Below are 24,445 nucleotides of genomic sequence, written 5' to 3' on the forward strand. Positions count from 1 at the left end.
TTATTAAAAAAGTACTGAAAATATTTCTCTGGATAGTTGCCATAATACTCGTATTAGTGGCAGCTTTGGTATTTTCCCTCCAGTTTAAGCCGGTACAAACGTATATTGCCCAAAAAGCGGCAAATTACCTGTCTAAGGAACTTCATACCCGCATTGATATCAAAAGTCTGTATCTCAAACCCTTTAAATCGCTGGTGCTTGAGGATGTTTTTATCGAAGACCAGCAAAAAGATACGTTGTTGCGGGCGCCGAGGCTCACTGTTGATTTAAACCTGCTTTCGCTGCGGCTGCGGAAAATATCGGTCAATACCATCCAGTTAGACAGCACCGAATTTTACCTGAAAGATTATAAAGACAATTCCACCAACCTGGATTTTATTATTGATTACTTCAGTAATCCGCAGGCCAAGCCGGTAGTGAAAAAGAAAACAAAGCCGTACGATATTACATTCGATAAAATTGTGCTGAATAATTTCCGGTTCAGGTACCGCAATTTCAAAGCCCGCGATACCGTATTTAGGCACCTGATAAACTTTGATGATATTGATTTAAGGCAACTCAATGCCACTATCCTGGATTTGAATACCAAAGACCATTTGGCCCAGTTCCAGGTGCGGCACATGACGTTTAAAGAGAAAAGCGGGTTCTATCTTAAAAACCTCACGGCACAAACCACGTTAGACAGCAACGGCATGGAATTTAAAAATTTGCTGCTTGAAACGCCGCAAACCCGTCTGGCCGATTACGTGAAATTTAAGTTTAACAGCTATAAAGATTTTAATCATTTTGTAGATAATATCTACATGAAGGTGCATTTTAACGATGCCTTTCTGCATCCGCAGGATATTACCTTCTTTACACCCGAAGTAGCCGATTTGACGCTGGATATGAGCATAAACGGTAATGTTACCGGGTATGTTAATAAGCTTAAAGCCCGTAATTTTTCGGTAAGGGCCGGACAGGCAACCTACCTGAAAGGCAATTTTGACATTACCGGATTGCCCCGCATCAGCGAAACGTTTATGGATTTGCAGTTTGAGCAGATACAAACCAATAAAAAAGATGCCGGTTTTATTGTATCCCGTTTAACGGGAGAGCAGGAGCAGGTAATTCCCGATATCATTAATAAATTTGGTACAGTTAATTTCAACGGACGTTTTACCGGTTTCCCGAAAGATTTCATTGCCTACGGTGAGTTTAAAACTGCCCTCGGACGCGTTGTTTCTGACGTGAATATGAAGATTGGTAAAGTTCCGGTGTATTTGGGAGTAATTAAAGCATACGATTTTGACCTCGGAATGCTGGTTGATGAAAACATGCTGGGGCGCACCACTTTAACGGCCAGCGTTAAAGGCTCGGGTTTTTCGGTGAAACAACTAAAGGAAGATATTGATGGTCAGGTTAAATATCTCGATTTCAACGGATACCGTTATAACAACATTGCACTTAACGGTACATTCAATAAAAACCTGTTTGATGGTAAAATCAAAATCAACGATGCTAACATGAAGCTTGATTTTGCCGGAAGCGTAAATCTTAATCCTAAATTACCGGCATTTGACTTCAAGGCAAGTTTGCGGAATGCCAATTTGCATAAGCTCAACTTTACGAATGATACCTTACAGGTAGATGCCGATTTTACCACCAACTTTACCGGCGATGACCTCAACAACATCCAGGGTAACCTGCTGCTTAGCCAGGTCAGGCTTACCAATACCCAAACCTCGCTGGTGGTAGATTCTGTTAGCCTCACCGCTAACAACATCGGCGCAGACCGTACCTTAACGGTTAATTCCGACATACTGGATGCCAGTATTCACGGCGAATACGATTTGAATACCCTGCCATCGTACTTTAAGTCGGTTGTAAAACGTTACATCCCTTCGCTTAAAACAACCATTGTTTCCGGCGGAACCCAGAACTTTGATTTTAACCTCAATCTTAAATATTTCGAGCCGGTATCCATTCTGTTTGCTCCGCACGTTAAAGTACCCGAAGGGGCTGTAATGAATGGTAAATTTGTTTCGGCGCAGAATATCGCAACGTTCAACGCCTATTTCAAGCTCATCCAATACGATAACATCAAGGTAAACAACCTGATTGTTGACGAAAACAACACCGATAAGGCAATGAATATTTTTGTTACCTCAGACCGTGTTGATTTTACCGACAGCCTGTACATTAAAAATGTGAACATCGCGAACATCCTGCAACGCGATAGTCTGCAATTTAACGTGAAATTATCAGACCTGGATGCCACAAACCAACTGGACTTGAACGGTATATTGGAATTTGGTGTGGATACGCTTACGCGGATGAGTATTCTGCCTTCGGACGTAACGATTAACCATGAAGACTGGCGTATTCAGGAAAAGGCAAACATCGGCATTAAAGGCGATAAGATTTTTGTGGATGGATTTGAACTTTTCAGGGATAACCAGGTACTGTCCATTAACGGGATAATTTCTGACGCATCGGAAGACCATCTCAAACTAACGTTCGATAAATTTAAGCTGGCCACATTTAACTCGCTAACGCGGGGATGGGGTGTTGAGCTGAAAGGAACGCTGAATGGCGATGTTGATGTGGCGGCGCTCACCAAAACGCCGCAGATAACATCAGATATGCAGGCCGATTCTATCGTGTTTAACGATACCTTTATTGGCGATATGTCTGTAAAAGCCGGGTTTGATAACGAAAAAAAGCTGGTTAACGCCAATATCAACATTAAAAAGCAGGGCATTGAAACCTTAAATATTTCAGGCACATACAATGCCAAAGATGAAGATAACAGCCTGGATATGCAGGTTAAACTGGATAATAGCGACCTGATTCTGTTTGAGCCTTTATTGAAAAACCTGGTATCTAACCTGAAAGGCACAGTTTCTGCCGATTTAACTTTGCAGGGCAACGTCACCGACCCGAAAGTGGATGGTGTGCTGCTGATGAACAACGCCGGCATGACGGTAAATTACCTTAAAACTCCTTATCATATTAACGATAAGGTTACGGTAGAAAATAGTGTTATCCATTTGGATAATCTCATTATTAAAGATCCGGATAATCATGAGGCCATTGCCAACGGTACGGTGAATATGCACAATATCGATAATCCGGATATTAATGTCCAGATTACTGCCCGCAAATTCCTGGCGCTCAATACTACCTCTAAAGACAACTCATTGTATTACGGAACGGCTTATGCAACAGGTGTTTTTAGTTTTAACGGCCCAACCGATAATATGAAAATCAATATCGATGCTAAAACCGAAGAAGGTACTGTATTTAATATTCCGCTTAACTCTGCCGAAACCGTAAGCGATAATGAATTTATCACCTTTGTTGCCAAGGATTCCAGCCTGACTGCGCCTAAAAAGAACGCCTTTAACGGTCTGACTATGAATTTTGTGCTGAATGTAGACGATAATTCGGAGGTAAACCTGTTTACCGATATGGGCAAGCTCAGCGGTCGTGGAAACGCGGTATTGAACCTGAATATTACCAGCTATGGTGATTTTAACATGTTTGGCGATTACCTGTTATCCAAAGGTAAATTTGAATTTACCACGGCACAGGATTTTATCAATAAAGTGTTTGATATTTCCCGCGGTGGTTCCATCCGATGGACAGGAAATCCTACCGAAGCGCAGATAAACCTCAAAGCCACATACAGCGTTCGTACCAGTTTACGTCCCTTATATATTGCTGCCGGCAGGCCGCCGGTAGACCAACGCGTAATGACCGAAGCGGTGATGAATTTAAGCGGAGCATTACTGCACCCGGATATTACATTTGGCGTTGACTTTCCGGCTGATGCTTATGTAAAAGATGAGCTGCAAAGTTATTTCAGCGATGTAAGTAACGTCAATCAGCAGGCGCTGAGCCTGATTGTGCGTCGTAGCTTTGCGCCCGGAACCGGAACAGACCTAACCCAGCAGCTTAACTCAACAGTACAAAATGCGGCAACCGAACTGTTTTTTAACCAGTTTAATAACGTGCTGGCACAGTCGCTGAACCTCAACTTTGTAGATTTTAATATTCGTTCATTTAACGAAGCCAGCGCATCCATCCGGCTACTGAACGACAGGCTGGTGCTAACCGGCGGTGTTACCGATACCCGTGGCGAGCTTAACGACTTTAACGTAATTGGTAATTCAGTACAGCACGATGTAGAGGCATCGTACCTGCTTAGAAAGGATGGAAGCCTGGCATTAAGAGCATCGAACCGTCTGAATAACCGTAACTTCCTGAATCCTAACGAAGAATATGTAAGCGCTATTGGTCTGGTTTACCGTCAGGATTTTAATAATTTCCGTGAATTTCTGAGACAGCTTGTCGGACAAAAACGAAGGGAAGAACGCCGGCAACAGCAAGAACAGGCTAAACCCAAACCGGCTGCACAGAAGTAGTGGTATATTGAGATTTGGGATTGTTTAATTGTTGCCTGTTATGGGTTACGTGTTATGAGCTTCATAACTCATAACTCATAACTCATAACTCATAACTCGTTTCTACTTTCGGTCTTTTCTGACTTTCCCGACTTCCGGACTCCATAAGCTATGAACCATGAACCATCTGCTTACCTTAATACAAATGTCATTTTGTCAACAGAAGCTTGTGGCAGGATTATTGAATACGTACCTTTGAATTTGTAACCATAAATAAAATATCATGGCTTTAGAAATAACAGATGCAAACTTCGATGAAGTAGTGTTGAAATCAGATAAACCGGTTTTAGTTGACTTTTGGGCTGAGTGGTGCGGGCCTTGCCGCATGGTAGGTCCGGTGGTTGAAGAACTGTCTAAAGAATACAGTGGTAAAGCCGTAGTAGGTAAGGTAAATGTGGATCATAACCCCAATATTTCCATGAAATTTGGTATCCGTAATATCCCCGCCTTATTGTTCTTTAAAAATGGTGAAATTGTAGATAAACAAATTGGCGCAGTTCCTAAATCTGTACTGGCAGATAAACTGAGCAAGCAAATAGCATAAGTTTTACATTGTTAGTGTCAAAAGCTCCGCAGATTTCTGCGGAGCTTTTTTTTATCATTTCTAACATCTGCTTTAACCTTAACCTTACCATTAACCTCCTGCTTCCAGCTTAGTGAAATTGTTTAATTGTTGTATTCTGAATTGTTCTATTGTTGCCTGTTATGGGTTACGTGTTACGAGCCTCATAACCCGTAACTCATAACCCGTAACTCGTTTCTACTTTCGGTCTTTTTCTGACTTTCCCGACTTCCGGACTATGTAACCATCAGCCATAAACGTACTACGTAAACCCTAAAACTTATAACTAATCTTCTGTCTTTTACCTTTAAGCCTTCTACCTTATAAAGAATGCCTTTTTGACAGACTCTGTGTAAAGCTGCCGGATAATCCAAATCATCAGTGCAATAATCCCGACTTTGGCAAGAACATCAAATAACGTGATGAAACTGAAAAACAGCGTAGCTTCGGTGGAGTATCGGCGAAAAGCAGTTTGGAATATTCCCAGAAATTCCAGTCCCAGTGATACGGCAAATACCAATATGTTCAGGTATAACGACCAAATAATCCCCATGTAAGCAATTCGCTTTCTTTTTAATCCAGCCCAGCCGGATAATAAGGTTATAAGCATCAGTAGTACATGAAGCCCGGCCAACAGAAACTGGTATAATAAATTTTTATCCAGCAATAGTTGACCGTTTTTTGCTGACATTGCCGGCAAACCGGCATATTGTTTATATAAAATACCCAGTTGTGAACATTTGAGGGCAATTGTCCATAAGCTGTAAATAATCAGCAGGTAACAAATGGTATTGATAAATAAAGGGAAACCGCTTTTTTGCTCTTCTTTCATGGATGCAAAAGTAAGGTTGTTGGTTTAGATTAGTATCAGGTCGCGAGTAGTTAGTGTTATCTGGTATTAGAATTTACAATTTGGCGTAGTTGTTTAAACGTTGATTTGGTCATTTGTTTAATTGATATCCCCGAAGCCGGTTATATAATTTCTCATATATTCATTCTTCAATCTAAAATCATAATTCGTAATTACCTTAAGCCTTCCACCTTCCCGCCCTCCACCTTTCTTGTTTCTTTTTCGCTTCTATAACGTAAAACTTACAACTTATAACGTAAAACTTACAACGTACAACCTTCCACCTTAAGTCTCTCTCTAAAAATAGCATCTTGGAAAATCCCGGCCCAGAACCGGGAAACGGAATTGCAGGCTTATTTCATGCGTACCACGCTGGGCTTTAACAAGTTTAGTGGTTACAAAGTCGAATGAGTACCCCAGGGCAATATTATCGGTGATGTATAGTTGTGCAATGGCGTCAAAAGAATCAAGAGATCGGTATGAAGCGCCTAACCATAATCGCTCACTGATCAGCAGGTTTGCGTTCAGGTCAAATTGCAGCGGAGAGCCATTCACATACTTGAATAAAACGCTTGGCCTGAGCTTAAGTCCATCAGAAATAGTGTACAGGTAGCCGCCCTGCAGCATATAATAAGGGCGATATTTGGTTGCAGCGGCTCCGCCAAACGAATTGAGATCGCGGTAATAAAAATGAGGGGACGAAAATCCCGCGTAATAGCTACCAGAGAACAGCATTACCCCAAATCCAAAATTACCACGCGTGTTGTGCTCATTGTTAAATACCGGGTCGTTAACCGATTCGGGACTGTACGGGTAATCATCCGAGAAATTTGCCTGGTAGCTGCTAATGCCCCCGTTAAAACCTACGGCAAGATATGTGCCGTCGCCAATTTCAACCTGTTGAGCCAGGGTTAGATAAGCACCTTTTTCATTGAGCACCTCGCCGATCTGGTCGCGTATCAGAAAGCCGCCCACCGAAGTGTTAGACTCACCAATATGCGAGTAGGCCGAAAGCGTTTGCGTATTAGGAGCTCCTTTAAAACCGACCCATTGATGTCGCGAAAGCGCCGTAACAGTGAATGCCTCATCCATTGCCGAATATGCCGGGTTAATGGTGAGCCCGTTAAACATATATTGCGTGTAAATAGCCTTTTGCTGGGCAGAAGCGGATATTAACCCGGATAAAAGGCAGAAAAGCAATACAAGATATATCTTCAGAGTTACAGGACTTAAATGTTTACCAAAAGTACTCACGGGTTACTACATACGGCTTAAGCGGTAAATAGTTACCAAATTGTTGAGATAATCCGGAATCAGTTATAAGAAATACAGCACAAGCTTATAAAACATACACAAAAAGCAAAGTATCACAAGATATTAGAGCCTGTTTAAAATGAAAAAGTTAAGTTATGTGGAGCTGATGGTGAGGATATTACAAGTGTTCGGAAGATTAAAATTAAGCACAAAGGACACAAAAGTTATGACGGTTTAAAACCTTTATTTTCTAATTTATGACAGCAAGATCAATCTTTGTTAATTCTTCCGAACTCCTCTGGTGATGACATCAGCGGCGCAGGAAGTCATGGGCCGGTGTCTTCACTACCCATTATTGATCCCTTAAATCTTTATCTGGAACTAATCTATTTTTGAAAATATTATAATTTATAATTAATAGCTATATTGTACGTAAACAGTCGAATAAGATACGAATAAATTATGGATGAGATACGTATTAATTAACTATAAGCATTGTAATAAAATCCATTCCGTTTAATCAATGGTTAAATATTGGATAGACATATCTGTGCCATTTTACAGTATAAGTTTTGATGAAGTTATACGGCGTATAGCAGCACCCGGACGTTTCTACCGGGAAAAGTGTAGCCCGCTATCTGCCGGGCAATACACCGGCGGGTAAAGTATTCCAAAATGTTTTTTAGAGATAGTTTATACCAGCAAGAGCGTTATTGTTGTAAAAATGTTACATAAATCCCAATTGCATTTTAAGCTATATAACCGGTGTTTGCACGCCGGTAAAAGTGTTGCTGTTTTGATAATGACGGAGAGTTCTAACAAAATTGGAACATTAAGGCAGGTTTTCCGTAAACCTGTGAATATTGATGGTTTTTTAATTCTACAAATTGTCCGTTTTGTTAGGTATTTTACGTAAGAAAAGTTTAAAGGCTTTCTTTACAGGGGCGTTATGCGCCGGCCATTGCCTGGTTGTTTGGGTGTTACTTTGTGCCTCAAATATTGCTTTGGCAGAGGGCAGTAAAGAAATGGCTGCAAATGGCGGGCACAGGGCGCATTTTCTAAGCTCTGCAACAACGACCATATATAACCCATTTCCTACCTGGGGGCGGGTATACGTGTATGCCAAAGTTGGCGAAACCTTGTATTTGGGCTCAAGCGCTGTAGGTATAGGTCAAGGAAAAATTAATGTTACAGCACCCAATAACGCTTTTTATACAACAAGTACCTTAGGTAAAATTAATGACAGAACAGAGGAAGTAAATGGTCCTTTACCTAATGTAGGAGGGTATTCTGCCTATCAGATTACAGTAGGTGCAGGCCAGGAAGGTATCTGGCAAATAGAGTTTGTATCACCAGGAGAAGACCCGAGTGATGGGGACTCGAAGTTTACTCAACCCAATTCTATTCTGGCAAACAATAACTGGACGCAAATAAGCGATACCGAGTTCGTAACCGCATTTGACGTTTCAGTAAGAAACGCAGCGAATACCGCTTTTATTTCTGGCCGGGCATATATGAATATTTTTGGAGGTAATTTGGGCGATTATTCATCCCTGTTTAAAGCAAAGTTTAAGATTTTAACAAAAGATGGTTATCTCTATGATGTGGATAACAATGGGCAGGCCGGTTATCAGTTCGCTTTTTTTGTTAATAATAAAGGTTTTAGGGATGTTAGTGCCAATGCGCTTTATAAAAGCATAAATACCACAAGTTCTCCGAATATTCATGACCCTCGTGCCGCGGATACACCGACAGACATTACCCATAAGATTTTCTTTAATACACCAAGTTCAGACCTGCCTGCATCCGCACCTATGCCGGGTGGAAATACCTGGTTGTTAACCACTCCGCCGGATTTAAAGGTTGAGAATCTTGCTTTTCATGGGATTGAGGGTACGTTAAATCAGGCTGGCGTTTATCCATTAGGAGGCTATATCAATTTTGAAATGAGCCAGCCGGGGGCGTACATTATTAACTTGGATATTAACCAAAATGGTTCATTTGATGATAATGTAGATGTAAGGTTGACCGGAACTGCCACATCCGGGCTTAATTCTGTTTACTGGGATGGCAAAAATGGACAAGGAACTATTTTACATGGTGCATTTACCTTCTCTCCGGGACAAATTAAGGTAACGTTGGTTGGCGGTGAGGTGCATTTTCCGTTCATGGATGTGGAGAATAACGTGAATGGTATTGTTATTACACGTACGAATGGCGATGGTTCACCCAGTGATATGGTTTATTGGGATGATAGCGATATCTCGGCCACGGTCAGCCCCTCAAATCCTCGTAAGACTTCGGTTAATGGGTTAAGCAGTTCGTTAAATGGACATAAATGGGGCTCTACAGCGTATGAGGATGATGCTTTTGGCAATGAAGTGGGTTTAGATACCTGGACGTATGTCATGAGTTCGCCCTTAAGCCCCTTAATGAATATCCAGCTTAAAAAGGCCGACCTTGAAATTCAAAGCGTTGACCCAGATAAAACAACCTATTGCGTAGGCGAGCAGGTAACCTATACCGTAAAAGTGAAGAATAATGGGCCGGACGATGTTACCGGGGCCAAATTTATTTTTGACTATCCTGCTCAGCTCACGGTAACAACGCTGAACCATACCACCAATTCGGGTACAACAAGTATCAGTAGTACGGCAAATTCAGGCTCACAGTTCACCGCGTTATTAAGCATGACCAATGGCGCCGAACTTACCTTAACGCTTACTGGTACCATTACTGCTTATCCTGGAACGGCAACGCTGGCGACAACCGCCAGCATTATGCGCCCGGCCGATGTAACCGACCCGGACGCCACCAATCCCGATGCCGCCCCGCCAACCGACCCACAGCTTGAATGTGATTCAAATCCCAGCGGTGCTGGCTGTAATAATATAAAAAGTAACTCCATCAACATCAGTTCAGTTAATCTGAGCATTTTTGCTGCTTCAGCTACTGAAGGCACAGGAGGAACATCGAATATTACATTCCCGGTCACCTTATCGGGTGCTTCCAACTGTGATATTACGGTAGATTATGCTATTACTCACGGCACAACCAATGCAGCCGATTTTGCCGGTGCAACCAGCGGAACCTTAACAATTCCTGCCGGTGCAACCTCTGCAAATATTGTTATCCCCATTACTACAGACCAGGTAGTGGAGGCCAATGAGACATTTACCATTGCGCTTTCCAACGCTTCGGGGGGTAACCAGATTGTAGCACCTTCAGCCGATGGTCTTATTAATAATGACGATTCTGGTGGTATTACCATTACACCTTCCGGCGGGGCTGAAGGCGGAACGGATGCTTATTTCAAGTTCAGTCTTCCTTCGGGTGTTACAGCCGATAAAGACATTGAACTCGATTACGTATTGAACGGCACAGCCATTGGTACGGATTATACCATTCCTGTTACGGGCACTGTGGTTATCCCCGCGGGCACAAATATGGTAACTCTGCCTTTGGGAATTATTAATGATGATATTGTTGAGGGTAACGAAACTGTCAGCATGAGCATCACGCAAGTACGTAGTCCTTATTATCCAACCAATATTACGTACGATACACCTATAGCACCCGAACTGACCATCACTGACGACGATACCGGTACACTGACGCTTAGCGACCCGGTAACCGTAACAGAGGGTGGGGCAGGAACCACGGTAACCGCCGATTTTAAGGTAACATTGGATAAAGCTACCGGCGATGGCTTTACCATCAGCTATGCCACCAGCGATGGTACCGCGAAAACCTCTGACCTGGATTATGTCGCTAAAGGCAATATTTTAAATTTTACCGGTGCTGCCAATGAATCATACACTATTCACATCACCATAAACGGCGATGACAAAATTGAACCGGATGAGCTGTTTAACCTGGCTATCAGCGGACTTACCAAGAATTTTGGCGGACGTTTAACGGTGGTGAACCCGGCAAGCTCCGCAACCATTCACAACGATGATTCGGGTCAGGTCAGTATTACGGCAAGCGATGGCGAAGAAGGTGTCAGCGATGTGAAATTTACATTCAGCTTTCCTCCGGGTATGTCATCGGGCACACCTACGGTTATTAGCTATACCATTGATGATATTTCCGCGGGTGCTGCGTTGGGAAATAACGTAGATTATAACGCTTCACCAAGCGGAAGCGTTACCATACCGGCCGGACAAAATAGCGTCACGCTTACCCTGCCTGTAGTGGATGATAATGTTATTGAGGGCGACGAAAACGTGAAGCTAACTGCCGCGGTTAGCAGCGCATTACCTGGCATCCAGGTAAGTAACTCGCCGCAAACGGCAATAATTAAAGATAACGACTATGCCGCGTTAACTATTTCATCGCCCACCGTTACCGAAACCGAAGCCAATACCACGGCCATCTTTGCCGTAACGCTCGATAAGCCTACAGGGGGAGCTTTTGATGTACAATATGCTACCAGCGATGGTACGGCAACCGTAGCCGATGGCGATTACGAAGAAAACCACGGTCTGCTTCATTTCAATGGTACTGCCAACGAAATAAAATACATTACTATAACCATAAAAGGCGATAAGAAAATAGAGACAGATGAGCTGTTCTACGTTACATTGAGCAGCCCAAGCAATACATTTGGCAACCGTTTAACCTTACCTCCTCCGGCAACAGGAACCATTCTTGACGATGACTCGGGCGCTATAACCATTACCAAAGTAGACGGCTCCGAGACCGGCCCCGCAGCCGCGAAATTTTTATTTAGTTTCCCTGCCGGCATTTCATCCGACCAGCCGGTTACCATTCATTATGATTTTGATTTGTCGGCTGCCAACGCCGCGACACCCGGAACAGACTACACCGACGCGAATGCAGGTACGCTTACTATCCCTGCCGGGGCGGGTAGCGCTACGCTTACCCTGCCGGTTATTGATGATGATATAGTAGAAGATACCGAAACTATCACATTAACTGATGCTACCTTTATTTCAAGCGCATACCCATCCGCTATTACGCTGAATACCGCCCGCCCGGTAGCCAATATTACCGATAACGATACCGCGACCCTGACCCTTACCGGCCCTATGGCTATGTCCGAAGGAAATTCAGGGAATACGTTGTTTACGTTTAACCTAACGCTGGATAAAACGCTTCAGTATGCCATTAGTATTCCTTATGCCACTTCAGACGGTACAGCCACCATCGCTGATAACGATTACCAGGATACCCACGGTACCTTAACATTCAGCGCAGCCGAAAGCAAGCCCATTACCGTATATGTCAATGGCGATACCCAAATAGAGCCCGATGAGCTGTTTAACCTCATTCTGGGTAACCCGAGCGATAACTTTAACGGGCGTTTAACCGTAGTGAACCCGGCAACCACCGGAACCATCCAAAACGATGATTCGGCAGATATTATCATTACCAAACAGGATGGAACCGAAGACGGACAACCGGCACAGTTTATCTTTACCCTGAAAAATGGTATGACCGTCGATGCCAATACTACCATCAGCTATACCTTAACGGGAACCGCCACCAGCGATGATTACACCGGCAGCCCATCGGGAACCATAACCATACCTGCCGGGCAGAACAACGCTACGCTTTCCCTGCCCATAACAGACGACAATAAAGTAGAAAATACCGAAACCATTAACCTTACGGTTAACGCGGTGAGCAGTCCGTATGGACTTGCCATAGATGTCGCCAACTCGCAAACCAGCCTTTTTATCTTTGATAACGACGAAGCCATAATAACCATCAGTCCGGCATCAGGTTTCGAAGGTCATACCGTTACTTCCGCGATGGTATTTAACGTAACGCTGAGCAAGCCGGTCAATCATCCGTTCAGGTTGTACTACCAAACGGCAGATGGTACAGCCACCGTAGCAGATGGCGATTACCAGGAAGCGCCCAGCGGTGCTTACATCGATTTTACCGGCACAAATCCCGGCACAGAAACGCATACTATCAGTATTTCCGTTAACGGCGACCGTAAAATTGAAGCCGATGAAGATTTTAAGGTCATTATCGGCCCATTAACCAACGATGGCACTACCGATGATACCTTTGGCGGATTACTCACCATCCCGCAAAATACAGCAACCGGTATTATCCAAAACGATGATTCCGGTGTAATTACCATTACCAGAACCGATGGGGCGGAAGAAGGCCCGGTGAACGGCAAATTTACGTTCAGCTTTCCTCCGGGAGTAACCTCCGACCAGCCTACAACTATTAACTATACGCTTGATGGCACGGCAACAGGGGGCGGAATAGATTACACCCCGCAATATACCGGCAGTATTACCATTCCTGCAAATGCCAACAGCGCAGACCTTATTCTTACTATAATTGACGATGCGCTGGTTGAAGGCGATGAGACCGTTACCCTGAACAGTGTATCGTTGGGCAGCGCCCGCAGTGGCATTTCATTAAATCCGGCTGTTCCGCCCGTAGTAACCATTGCCGATAACGACGTAGCGACCTTAACCTTTACCGGGCCGGCAACCATTACCGAAACCAATAGCGGCACTACCACGGCAACCTACACGCTCAAGCTGGATAAAGCCGTTCCCGGAGGCTTCAGCATTCAGTATGCTACAGCAGACGGTACAGCGACCGTTGCTGATAACGATTATGTAGCAGCGACCCAAACATTGGGATTCTCAGGTACAGCCGGCGAAACACAAACCATCAGCATTACCATTAATGGCGATGCCAAAATAGAACCTAACGAAACCTTTAAGCTTCTTTTAAGCAATTTATCAATCAATTCTCCGTCAGCCAATGGCCGTTTAACTGTTCCCGTAACAGCGTTGACAACTACTATTATGAACGATGATGATGGGAAAATCACCATTACCAAAACAGACGGAACCGAGGGCGCTTCGGACGCCTCGTTTAAATTCAGCCTGCCGCCCGGTACCACGCTCGACCGCGATATTACCATCAATTATGCTTTAACCGGTACGGCGCTTTCGGGCACAGACTATAACGTATCGGCGCCAAGTCCGTTGGTATTACCTGCCGGTGCTAACGGTGTAACGCTGACTCTGGCGGTGAATAATGACAACGTTATTGAAGATACCGAAACGGTAAATCTCTCGGCTTCGGTAGTGAATAATATCTACGGAATTGATATAGATACCGGTAATTCACAGCAATTGCTCCATATTTTTGACGACGATACCGGAACCATAACCATTACCCCCGTAAGTATTCCCGAAGATAATGCCGGTACAAAAAACGCGACATTTACCGTAACCCTGAGCAACCCGACCACAGCAGCCTTCAAGGTACATTATAAAACGGTTGACGGCACGGCAACTACTGCCGATAATGATTACGAGTCTGTCGAGAACGACCTTGATTTTAGCGGTGCGCCGGGCAGCCTGACCCGCACCATTCAGGTGCCCATTACCGGCGACCGCAAAATTGAAGCCGACGAAGACTTTAGTGTGGTGCTTAGCCTGCTGAACGATGGCGTTACAGATTATACCTTTAACAACCGTCTGAGTATTGTTGGCAGCCCGGCCACAGGTACCATAGAAAATGATGATTCCGGTCAGGTAACCATTAACGGAACTGATGGCGCCGAGGGCGGGGCTAACCCGGTATTTACGTTTAAGCTGCCGGGCGGCATAACCGCTGATAAGCCCATTACCATTACCTATACGCTGGGTGGAACAGCAACCGGGGGCGGGCTTGACTATACGGCATCTGACCCTGCAAGCATTACCATTGCCCCGGGTCAAAACTCAGCTACGCTGACACTGGCCGTTAACGACGACGATATTATTGAAGATACCGAAACCGTTATATTAAATGACCTCGCTATCAGCAGCGATTACGGCAATGCCTTAAACCCGGTTAAAACTTCGGTCAATATTTCCGATAACGACGCGGCACACCTGATATTGAGCGACCCGGTAACAGAGTCTGAAGGCAACAGCGGCACGAAGTTCATTACCTTTAAGCTCCGCCTGGATAAGGAAACCTCCGGTCAGTTCAGCATCAAGTACCATACCGGGGATGGTACGGCCACCATTGCCGATAACGATTATATCGCTTCAGGAACCGTACAGCTTGATTTCGCAGGGCATGCGGGTGAAGAGAAAGAGATTAAGATTATTATAAACGGTGATACGCAAATTGAGGACAACGAGGATTTTTACCTGATATTAACCGACCTGAGCTCTGACTTCAACGGACGGCTGCTTATTCCTTCCAGCCAGACAAGAGGAATTATCAGTAATGACGATTCGCAGAATATCACCATAACGAAAGTTAACGGTTCCGAAGATGGCACTAACGCATCATTTACCTTCAGTCTGCCGACCGGTGTAACCAGCGATAGTGACATCCAGATTGACTACACGCTTAGCGGAACCGCCACGCCCGGAGCTGCGAATGATTATACAGTTTCACTGCCAACGCCTGTAACACTTCCGGCAGGGCAGAACAGCGTAACCCTTACCCTGAACGTAAACGATGACCAGCGCATAGAAGGAACGGAAACGGTAAACATCGAGGCCAATACCCGGCCCAATCCACATAGCATTACCATCATTAATCCCATAGAAGCGCTGGAAGTTTTAGATAACGATGAAGGTAAGCTGGCCATCTCATCCGTAACAGACAATGAGGGGCCAGGCGGCAATACTAAAACCTTTACGTTTGATGTGACCCTCGATAAGGCCACGGAGAAACCCTTTACTGTTCCTTATTCTACCAGCGACGGTACAGCAACTACGGCAGATAACGATTATGTTGCCGTTAATGGCATATTGTCTTTTTCGGGTAACGCCAACGAAACCCGGCACATCAGCATAACCGTGAACGGCGATAATAAAATTGAAGATAGCGAGACCTTCAACGTTATCCTCGGTGCGCTGAGCAATGCCTTTGGCGGACGTTTGACCATCGATAATGCTATCGCTATTGGGACTATCACAAATGATGATTTAGGCAGTATCAGTATTGCTAAAACTGATGGCGCTGAGGCCGGGCCTGTTAACGGTAAGTTTACGTTCAGCTTCCCGCCGGGCGTAACGTCAGATAAGCCCGTCACCATCACCTATGCGCTTGGCGGAACAGCCCAGGGGAACGGGGTCGATTATACGCCGTCCGGCGCAACCAGCATCACTATTCCGGCAAACGCGAACAGCGCAGACCTTATTCTCGCCGTAAACGACGATAACCTCGTTGAGCAGACTGAAACGGTTACGCTGGTCAATCCGCAGTTAGCGGCAATCTATCCCGGCATCAGCCTGAGCAACGCGGCACTACCGCAAGTCGCCATAACCGATAACGACGAGGCCAGGCTGGTATTAAGCAATCCGGTTATAACCGATGAGGAAAACTCCGGACAGAAAACCATTACCTATAACCTGATGCTGGATAAGCCGGTAGACGGCAGCTTTTCGGTGAGCTATGCCACTTCGGATAATACGGCCACAGCCAATGAAGATTATGTGACGGCAAGCGGAACGCTGAGCTTCAACGGGCAGGCCAACATACCCCAGACCATACCAATAACCATAAAAGGCGATACCAAAATAGAGGCCGATGAGCTGATTAACCTCGACCTGGATTTTGCAGCAGGCACAGATACCTATGGCGGCCGGTTAAGCATCCCGGTAAAACACGCTGTTACCACTATTCGGAATGATGATTTTGGGCAGCTAACCCTCACTAAAGTAGATGGTGAAGAAGGTGTGCAGGATGCCGCCTTTATATTCAGCCTGCCTGATGACATTACTACAGACCAGGATATTTTGATTAACTATACGCTTGGCGGAACAGCAGCTGTTAACGATGATTATACCGGCGCAACTACCGGAACGCTAAAGCTGGAAGCAGGGCAGAACAGCGTAAGGCTCGACCTCCCGGTAATTGATGACAACCGGGTAGAAGATACCGAAACGGTCAGCATATTGGCAACCGTTAGCGGAAATCCGTACAATATCGGCCTGCTCAATCCTTCAGAGACATTGAACATCCGTGATAACGATTACGCGAAGATAACCATTGCCGATGTGAGCCAGGCAGAGGGACAGAGTGGTACATCGGTCATGAAGTTTCAGCTCAAGCTGGATAAAGCCACCGGGCAGCCGTTCACGGTAGGCTATACCACAGCCGATATGACGGCCACAGCTGGCAGCGATTATGTCGCGGTAACTGCGGCAGACAACGCGGTGGTAAGCTTTAACGGCGAAGCCGGTGAAATCCGTGAAATCAGCATTATTATTAACGGTGATACCCGCATAGAGCCGGATGAAACCTTTCGCATTGTGCTGGGAGCCATATCCAATACCTTTGGTAACCGTTTAACACGGACAAACAGCAGCGCTACCGGAACCATTGAGAATGACGATAACGGCGAGATAAGCATTACAGCCGCTAATGGAAAAGAGGAAGGCGCTGTTGCCGGCAGCTTCACGTTCAGTTTACCGTCAGGGATTACCAGCGATGAACCGGTTATCATAAACTATACGCTTGGCGGAACGGCAAAAGCCAATGGCACTGACTATACCGGCACAACAGCCGGCAGCGTTACCATTCCGGCGGGGCAATCTTCGGTTACCCTTACCTTACCCGTAATTGACGACCAGGTTGTAGAAAGCAACGAAACCATCACGCTTACCAGTGTGAGCATCAGTAGTCCTGACCACGATGTAACATTGGGTGCAGCCCGCCCGAATGTGATTATTGAAGATAACGATGAAGCGCACCTGGTGCTTATCGGCCCGCCGCCTGCAAATGAAAAAAATTCAGGTACTACAAAGCTGGTATTTACCGTAACGCTGGATAAGGCGATAGACGGTAATTTTACCATCCCGTACCATACGGAAGATGAAACAGCAACCACCGCCGATAATGATTACCAGGCGGCAGCAGGCACACTGACCTTTTCCGGCGCCGCCAATGAGGTGAAGGAAATATCCGTATTTATAAACGGCGATACCAAAGTAGAAAGCAACGAAACCTTTAAGCTGATATTAGGCAGTCCGGATAACACCTTTAATGGTCACCTCATGGTGGATAATACCGCCGTTACTTACCAAATACTGAATGATGATGCGGCCGCCATCAGCATAACCAAACAGGAAGGCGAAGAAGGCGTTCGTGATGCGTCTTTTACATTCAATATGCCGCCGGGCATTGTTTCCGATGCTGAAACCATCATTCACTATACGCTTGGCGGAACGGCAAAGGGTACAGATATAGATTATACAGGCGCTTTATCGGGCAGCATCAGCATCCCGGCAGGTGCATCTTACGCCACCTTAACGCTTCCGGTTATTGATGATGACATCATAGAAGATACCGAAACCATCATTCTGACCACCGGGCTGGTAGAAAGCCCTTACGGGATAACCGTTTCCACCCCATCGCAAACGCTCAATATCCTGGATAATGACCGGGGCATCCTGACCATCACACCGGCAAGCATACCCGAAACAAACGCGGGTGTAACGTATGCCGGGTTCGAGGTGAAGCTGAATAAGGCTACGGGCGTTCCGTTTACCATACAATATGCCACGGCAGATGGTACGGCAACCACGGCAGATAACGATTATCAGCCTGTCACATCCGGTACATTAAGTTTTGATGGAAATGCGGATGAATTACGCCTGATTCGCATCCCGGTAAACGGCGATACTAAAATAGAAGCCGATGAAGGATTTTCGGTAAACCTGACCGGGCCGTTCCCGGATTTTAACGGGCGGCTTACGCTGAACACCGCTACTGTAAAAGGTACCATTCAGAATGATGATAGTGGAGAGATTACGGTAACCAAAACAGATGGTTCTGAAACCGGGCCAACACAGGCAGCTTTTGTATTCAGTCTTCCTGAAGGAAAAACCTCAGACAAGCCCATAACCATTACCTACCAGTTGGGCGGTACAGCAGTCATTAATGACGATTATACCGATGCCCATGCCGGAACGCTGGTGCTGCCTGCCGGGCAAAGCAGCGTTCAGCTTGACCTCCCGGTGATTGACGACGAGCTGGTAGAAGGCAGTGAAACCATAACCCTGCGGGTAACCGGCATCAGCAGCGCCAACACAGGCATAACCGTTAATCCGCTTATTCCATCGGTTACCATTACTGATAACGATGTGGCCACCCTGCGAATTGATGGCCCCATCTCGGTAGCCGAAGGTAACGCGGGAACTACGGTAGCAACATTTACCGTAACGCTGGATAAGGCCGTTGTCGGCAGCCCATCGGTAAGCTATACCACCAAAGACGGTACGGCAACCGTAGCGGACGGCGATTACGCACCAAGCACAGGCGTTTTGCAGTTTGAAGGTAAGGCGAATGAGCACAAATACATATCCGTAACGGTAAACGGCGATTTAAAAATTGAAAATGATGAACAGTTTACGGTAGTGCTGAGCAACCTGCAAACCTCATTCAACAGCCAGGTAATTGCAGAAAACCGTTTAATACTTAGCGGTTCTCCGGCAACAGGCATCATCCAGGATGACGATACCAATGCGGACAATAAGAAAATTACCATCGTCAAAACGGATGGTGCGGAAGGTGGCAGCGAGGCATCGTTTACGTTCAGTTTCCCGCCGGGCATAAGCGTTGATACCGATACGGAGCTGTTTTTCAGTCTGACAGGCACGGCCTCATCGGCAGATTACACACTGCCGCCCGGACAGCAATCGGTCATTATTCCGGCAGGAGAAAACAGTAAAACCTTAAAGGTCCCAATTGTTGACGACCAGATTATCGAAGGAACGGAAACTATCATCTTAACCACCGGTGTGGTAAGTAATACCCGTTACGGCGACATTACCGTAAGCAATTCGCCGCAAACTGCCGCTATTGCGGATAACGATTCCGGTTCACTCACCATAACGCCGGCAGACCAGGACGAGGGTAATAGCGGAACCAGCACCATGACCTTTAACGTGAAGCTGGATAAAGAGACTGGTAAGCCGTTTACCATTGATTACCATACGTTTAACGGTACGGCCGCGACAGAGGATAACGATTACCTGCCGGCATCGGGAAAATTGAGCTTTAACGGGGTAGCCGGAGAAACCAGAACTATTGAAGTCAGCATTATTGGCGACAGGAAAATAGAGCCCGATGAAACCTTTAATGTGCAGTTGGATAACCTCAACCCTGATTTTGAAGGTCGCTTGAATATTCCCGTTACACCTGCCATCGGAACAATTAGAAATGACGATAACGCCGTTATTACCATTACCAAAACCGATGGCGCCGAAGGAGGAGGTCCGGCAAGCTTCATATTCAGTTTCCCTGCCGGATATAGCGCTGATACCGAAACAACCATCAGTTACACGTTGGGTGGAACAGCTACCGCCGGCGCAGATTATACCGGTTCGGTATCGGGAGTAGTTACTATCCCGGCAGGCGCTGAAAGTGCAAGCATGGTATTGTCTGTAATTGATGATGAGCTGATTGAGAACGATGAAACCATTACAATAGCTGCTACGCTGAACAATACCTATAGCAATATTACGCTTAGTCCTGACCAGACGGTAGCGACCATTGCCGATAACGATTACGCGACCTTAACCATAGACGGGCCGGTACGCGTAACAGAAGGAAATACCGGTACGCGGACGGCGGAATTTACAGTTAGCCTGGATAAAAATACCGGCAAAAGTTTCACGGTGAGCTATACCACCAAAGACGGTACGGCAACCGTTGCCGATAACGATTATACAGCAGTTGCCGATAAGCTGACCTTTGCCGGGAACGCAGGCGAAAGCCACAAAATCTTTGTCGATATAAAAGGAGATACCAAAATAGAATCCGAAGAGTTTTTTGAAGTATTGCTGACCGCGTTATCCGATAACTTTAACGGCCGCTTATCCATCGTCGGTTCACCGGCACGGGGCATTATTGAGGACGATGATAATATCGCGGCCAATAAGCAGATAACTATCACCAAAACAGACGGCTCGGAAGACGGCGCTAATGCCGTGTTTACCTTTAGCTTCCCGCCGGGAGTTACCAGCGATGCGCAAACCGATATCACCTATTCGCTGGGCGGAACGGCAACCGGCAGGGGAACAGATTACAATGGCGAAATTTCGGGTGTGGTGACCATTCCTGCCGGTAACAACAGCCAGCAGCTCATTCTTCCCGTTAAGGATGATGCAATTGTGGAAGGCGATGAAACCGTGGTGCTGGCAGCAGGCCAGGTAAGCAACAGCAGCTACAACGGTATCACCATAACCAATCCAACGGTAACGCTTAGCATTAAGGATAACGATACCGGTACCTTGACCATCAGCCCCGCTCAAATCAATGAAGGTGATACCGGTACACGTACGCTGTCATTTAACGTAACGCTGAGCAAGGAAACCGGGCTTCCGTTCACGGTCAACTATGCTACGGCAGATGGTACAGCAACCGTTGCCGATAAAGATTATATCGCGATAAGCGACGGCAAGCTCGATTTTAGCGGGAAAGCGAACGAAGTGCAGACCATTAACGTCACCATTAACGGTGATAAGAAAATAGAGGCCGATGAAACTCTGCAGGTTATTCTGGGCGCCTTATCAGTGAACTTTGATGGTCGTTTGACCGTTTCGCAGCCGGCAGCGACTGGAACCGTTATTAACGATGATAACCTTGCCATCACCGTAACCGGAACCAATGGCGCCGAAGCCGGAACTGTTCCCGGAACGTTTACATTCAGTTTTCCAACAGGCATGACCTCGGATGCGCCCACACAGATAAAATACACCCTGGGTGGTACGGCAACGGGCGGAGGAACAGATTATAACGCCCCGGTTTCCGGCACGGTAATCATTCCCGCGGGCGATGAAAAGGTTGTATTGACGCTGCCCGTAATTGACGATGATATTGTCGAAGACGATGAACGCATCACTATCGACATCCCGGCAGGAGGTATTGTAAGCCCGCATAGCGACAATATGCAGGTAAATCAACCCTTGCCCGAAATTAAGATTACAGATAATGATAACGCGAAGCTGACGCTAAGCGCTCCTGTTAAGCTGAGCGAGGGTGATAACGGCACAACCGCGTTCCAGTACACGCTTACGTTGGATAGTCCGACAAATACCGGTTTTACGGTTGATTACGCTACCTCAGACGGTACGGCAAAAGCCGATGAAGATTACCGGCCCGCTTCCGGTACGTTAAGTTTTTCAGGAACCAAAGGCGAAATGCTGCCCATTACCGTTTTGGTTAACGGCGACCTGAAAATTGAAGGCGATGAAGTATTCAATATCACACTGAGTAATTTAAGCAAACCCTTTAATAACCGGCTCACCATCCCGGTGAAAACGACTACCGGTACGATTATTAACGATGATGCCGCCGAAATTACAGTGACCAAGGTTGATGGAACAGAAGGCGGCCAGAACGGAAGCTTTATCTTTAGCCTGCCTTCCGGGGTAACCTCAGACCAGCCAACCGTAATCAGCTACCGGCTAACCGGAACGGCAACCGCCAGCGATTATACCGCTTCGCCGTCGGCATCAACCATAACCATTCCGGCCGAAGAGAACAGTGTTACATTGCATATCAATGTAACCGACGATGACATATTAGAGGAAACCGAAACCGTAGTACTGACCATCACGAAGGTGGATAACCCGTACAATAAAATTACGGCTACCGCCCCGGTTCCGGTGCTCAATATTTACGATAATGACCAGGTGCAGCTAAGCGTCAGCAGTCCTGCCCCGGTAAAAGAGCGTAACCAGGGCAGCCAGACCGTAACCTTTTACGTTTCGCTGAATAAGCCTACCGATAAAACATTTACCATAAATTACTCTACTGAGGACGGAACAGCTACCGTAGCCGATAAAGATTATGAAGCAAAAAGCGGCAGGCTGACCTTTGCCGGGTACGCCGGTGAAAGTTACCCGGTATCGGTACAGATAAACGGCGACCTGAATATCGAAAATGATGAAACATTCACGCTGAAGCTGCTGAACCCAATCCCGGATTTTGCTGGTAATTTAATAATTAACGACCCGGGTACAGCTACCATTTTAAACGATGATATTCCGCCGGTAGCGGTAAATGACTTTATGTCTACCAATGAAGATACCCAGGCTATTTTCCAGGTAACAGGTAATGACCACGATGATGATGGCAGCATCAATGTGGGCACGGTTACTATCATTCGCTATCCCGTTAAGGGCGATGTAAAAGCCAATCCGGATGGTACGGTAACCTATATCCCGAACCTGAATGAAAACGGACAAGACACCTTTACCTATACCGTAAAGGATAATACCGGGTTGGTATCGAACGAGGCGGAAGTAACGGTTACTATTATCCCGGTTAATGACCCGCCGGTAGCTAACGATGATACATTCTACGTGCTCAAAGACAGCACCATCCGGGCAAATGTAGCCACGAATGATTCGGATGTGGACCATGATGTGCTGCGGTTTACAGTGAAAGATTATCCTAAGCATGGAACGCTTGCCCAGTTTGATTCAAGCGATGGAACATTCATTTATGTGCCTGATGCCGGCTTTAGCGGGGTAGATATATTTACTTACACTGCTTGCGACCCATCGGGTTTGTGTGATGATGCTACCGTTATATTGAGTGTGCAGCCGCGGGTGCGGGTCGACCTTATTCCGCCCGACGGCATCATTACCGAAGGCGATTCCATCAATGTTACCGCCCGTTTAACAGAGCCTTTGCTGGAAGATGTAACCGTTACACTAAGCTATGGCGGTACTGCCGAGCGGGATAAGGATTACATGCTTACCGGTAATTACACCACCATTGTGATTCCTGCAGGCGAAACGTTAACCTCACAACGGGTAACTCTGAACAGTATTAAAGATTACCTGCGTGAGGGCGATGAAGTGGCCGAAATACGTATCGCCGCGGTTACACCGGCAAACTTTGTTATTATTGGCAGTGGCTCGGATATCACTATTAAAGATTTCTACCCCGAAGAAAAACCGGTAGACGATAATACCAACCCGGATATTCACCCTGACCCGATGATGTCGCCCAATGGTGACGGGTTAGGCAACGAGGTGTTTGTAATTTATAATATAGAACGGTATCCGGACAACGAAGTACACCTGTACAACCGCTGGGGCAACGAGGTATATACTATCAAGGGATATAACAATAAGGATAAATCCTTTAATGGCATTGCCAATACCGGTCTCTTTGCCAACAAAAGCAGCGGCCTGGTAGACGGGGTGTATTATTTCATTATTTACACCAAAACCGATAAAGGAACCCGGATGAATAAGGGATATGTGATCATGAAGCGGTAGATTGGATAGAGCCAAGCTTCGTGTCATCGCTATAGCCAAGCTTCGTGAAGACACGAAGCTTCTTCTTAGCTTC

5 protein-coding genes are annotated in these 24,445 nt (G+C 46.0%); 3 read left to right on the plus strand and 2 right to left on the minus strand.

Going from position 1 to position 24,445, the window contains the following annotated elements:
• Positions 1–56: 56 nt before the first annotated feature.
• Positions 57–4,409, plus strand: a complete 4,353-nt coding sequence (locus tag FW774_RS17490; RefSeq protein WP_149349513.1) for a translocation/assembly module TamB domain-containing protein — start codon at positions 57–59, stop codon at positions 4,407–4,409.
• A 262-nt stretch (positions 4,410–4,671) separates the two neighbouring features.
• Positions 4,672–4,992: a thioredoxin gene (gene trxA, locus FW774_RS17495; protein ID WP_149349514.1), complete on the plus strand. Its 321-nt coding sequence runs from the start codon at positions 4,672–4,674 to the stop codon at positions 4,990–4,992.
• 334 nt (positions 4,993–5,326) lie between these two features.
• Here trxA and FW774_RS17500 read toward each other — a convergent pair whose 3' ends face one another.
• Positions 5,327–5,842, minus strand: a complete 516-nt coding sequence (locus FW774_RS17500; RefSeq protein ID WP_149349515.1) for a hypothetical protein — start codon at positions 5,840–5,842, stop codon at positions 5,327–5,329.
• Between the two features lie 315 nt (positions 5,843–6,157).
• Positions 6,158–7,114: a type IX secretion system membrane protein PorP/SprF gene (locus tag FW774_RS17505; RefSeq protein WP_262714446.1), complete on the minus strand. Its 957-nt coding sequence runs from the start codon at positions 7,112–7,114 to the stop codon at positions 6,158–6,160.
• Between the two features lie 887 nt (positions 7,115–8,001).
• Between FW774_RS17505 and FW774_RS17510 the strand changes: the two genes are divergently transcribed.
• Positions 8,002–24,372: a Calx-beta domain-containing protein gene (locus FW774_RS17510; protein WP_149349516.1), complete on the plus strand. Its 16,371-nt coding sequence runs from the start codon at positions 8,002–8,004 to the stop codon at positions 24,370–24,372.
• Positions 24,373–24,445 lie beyond the last annotated feature (73 nt).

The organism is Pedobacter sp. BS3, assembly GCF_008274585.1.
Lineage (GTDB): Bacteria > Bacteroidota > Bacteroidia > Sphingobacteriales > Sphingobacteriaceae > Hufsiella_A.

Excerpts from the sequence above, each read along its gene's own strand:
- FW774_RS17500 (WP_149349515.1), bottom strand. The coding sequence starts at position 5,842 with ATGAAAGAAGAGCAAAAAAGCGGTTTCCCTTTATTTATCAATACCATT.
- trxA (WP_149349514.1), top strand. The coding sequence starts at position 4,672 with ATGGCTTTAGAAATAACAGATGCAAACTTCGATGAAGTAGTGTTGAAA.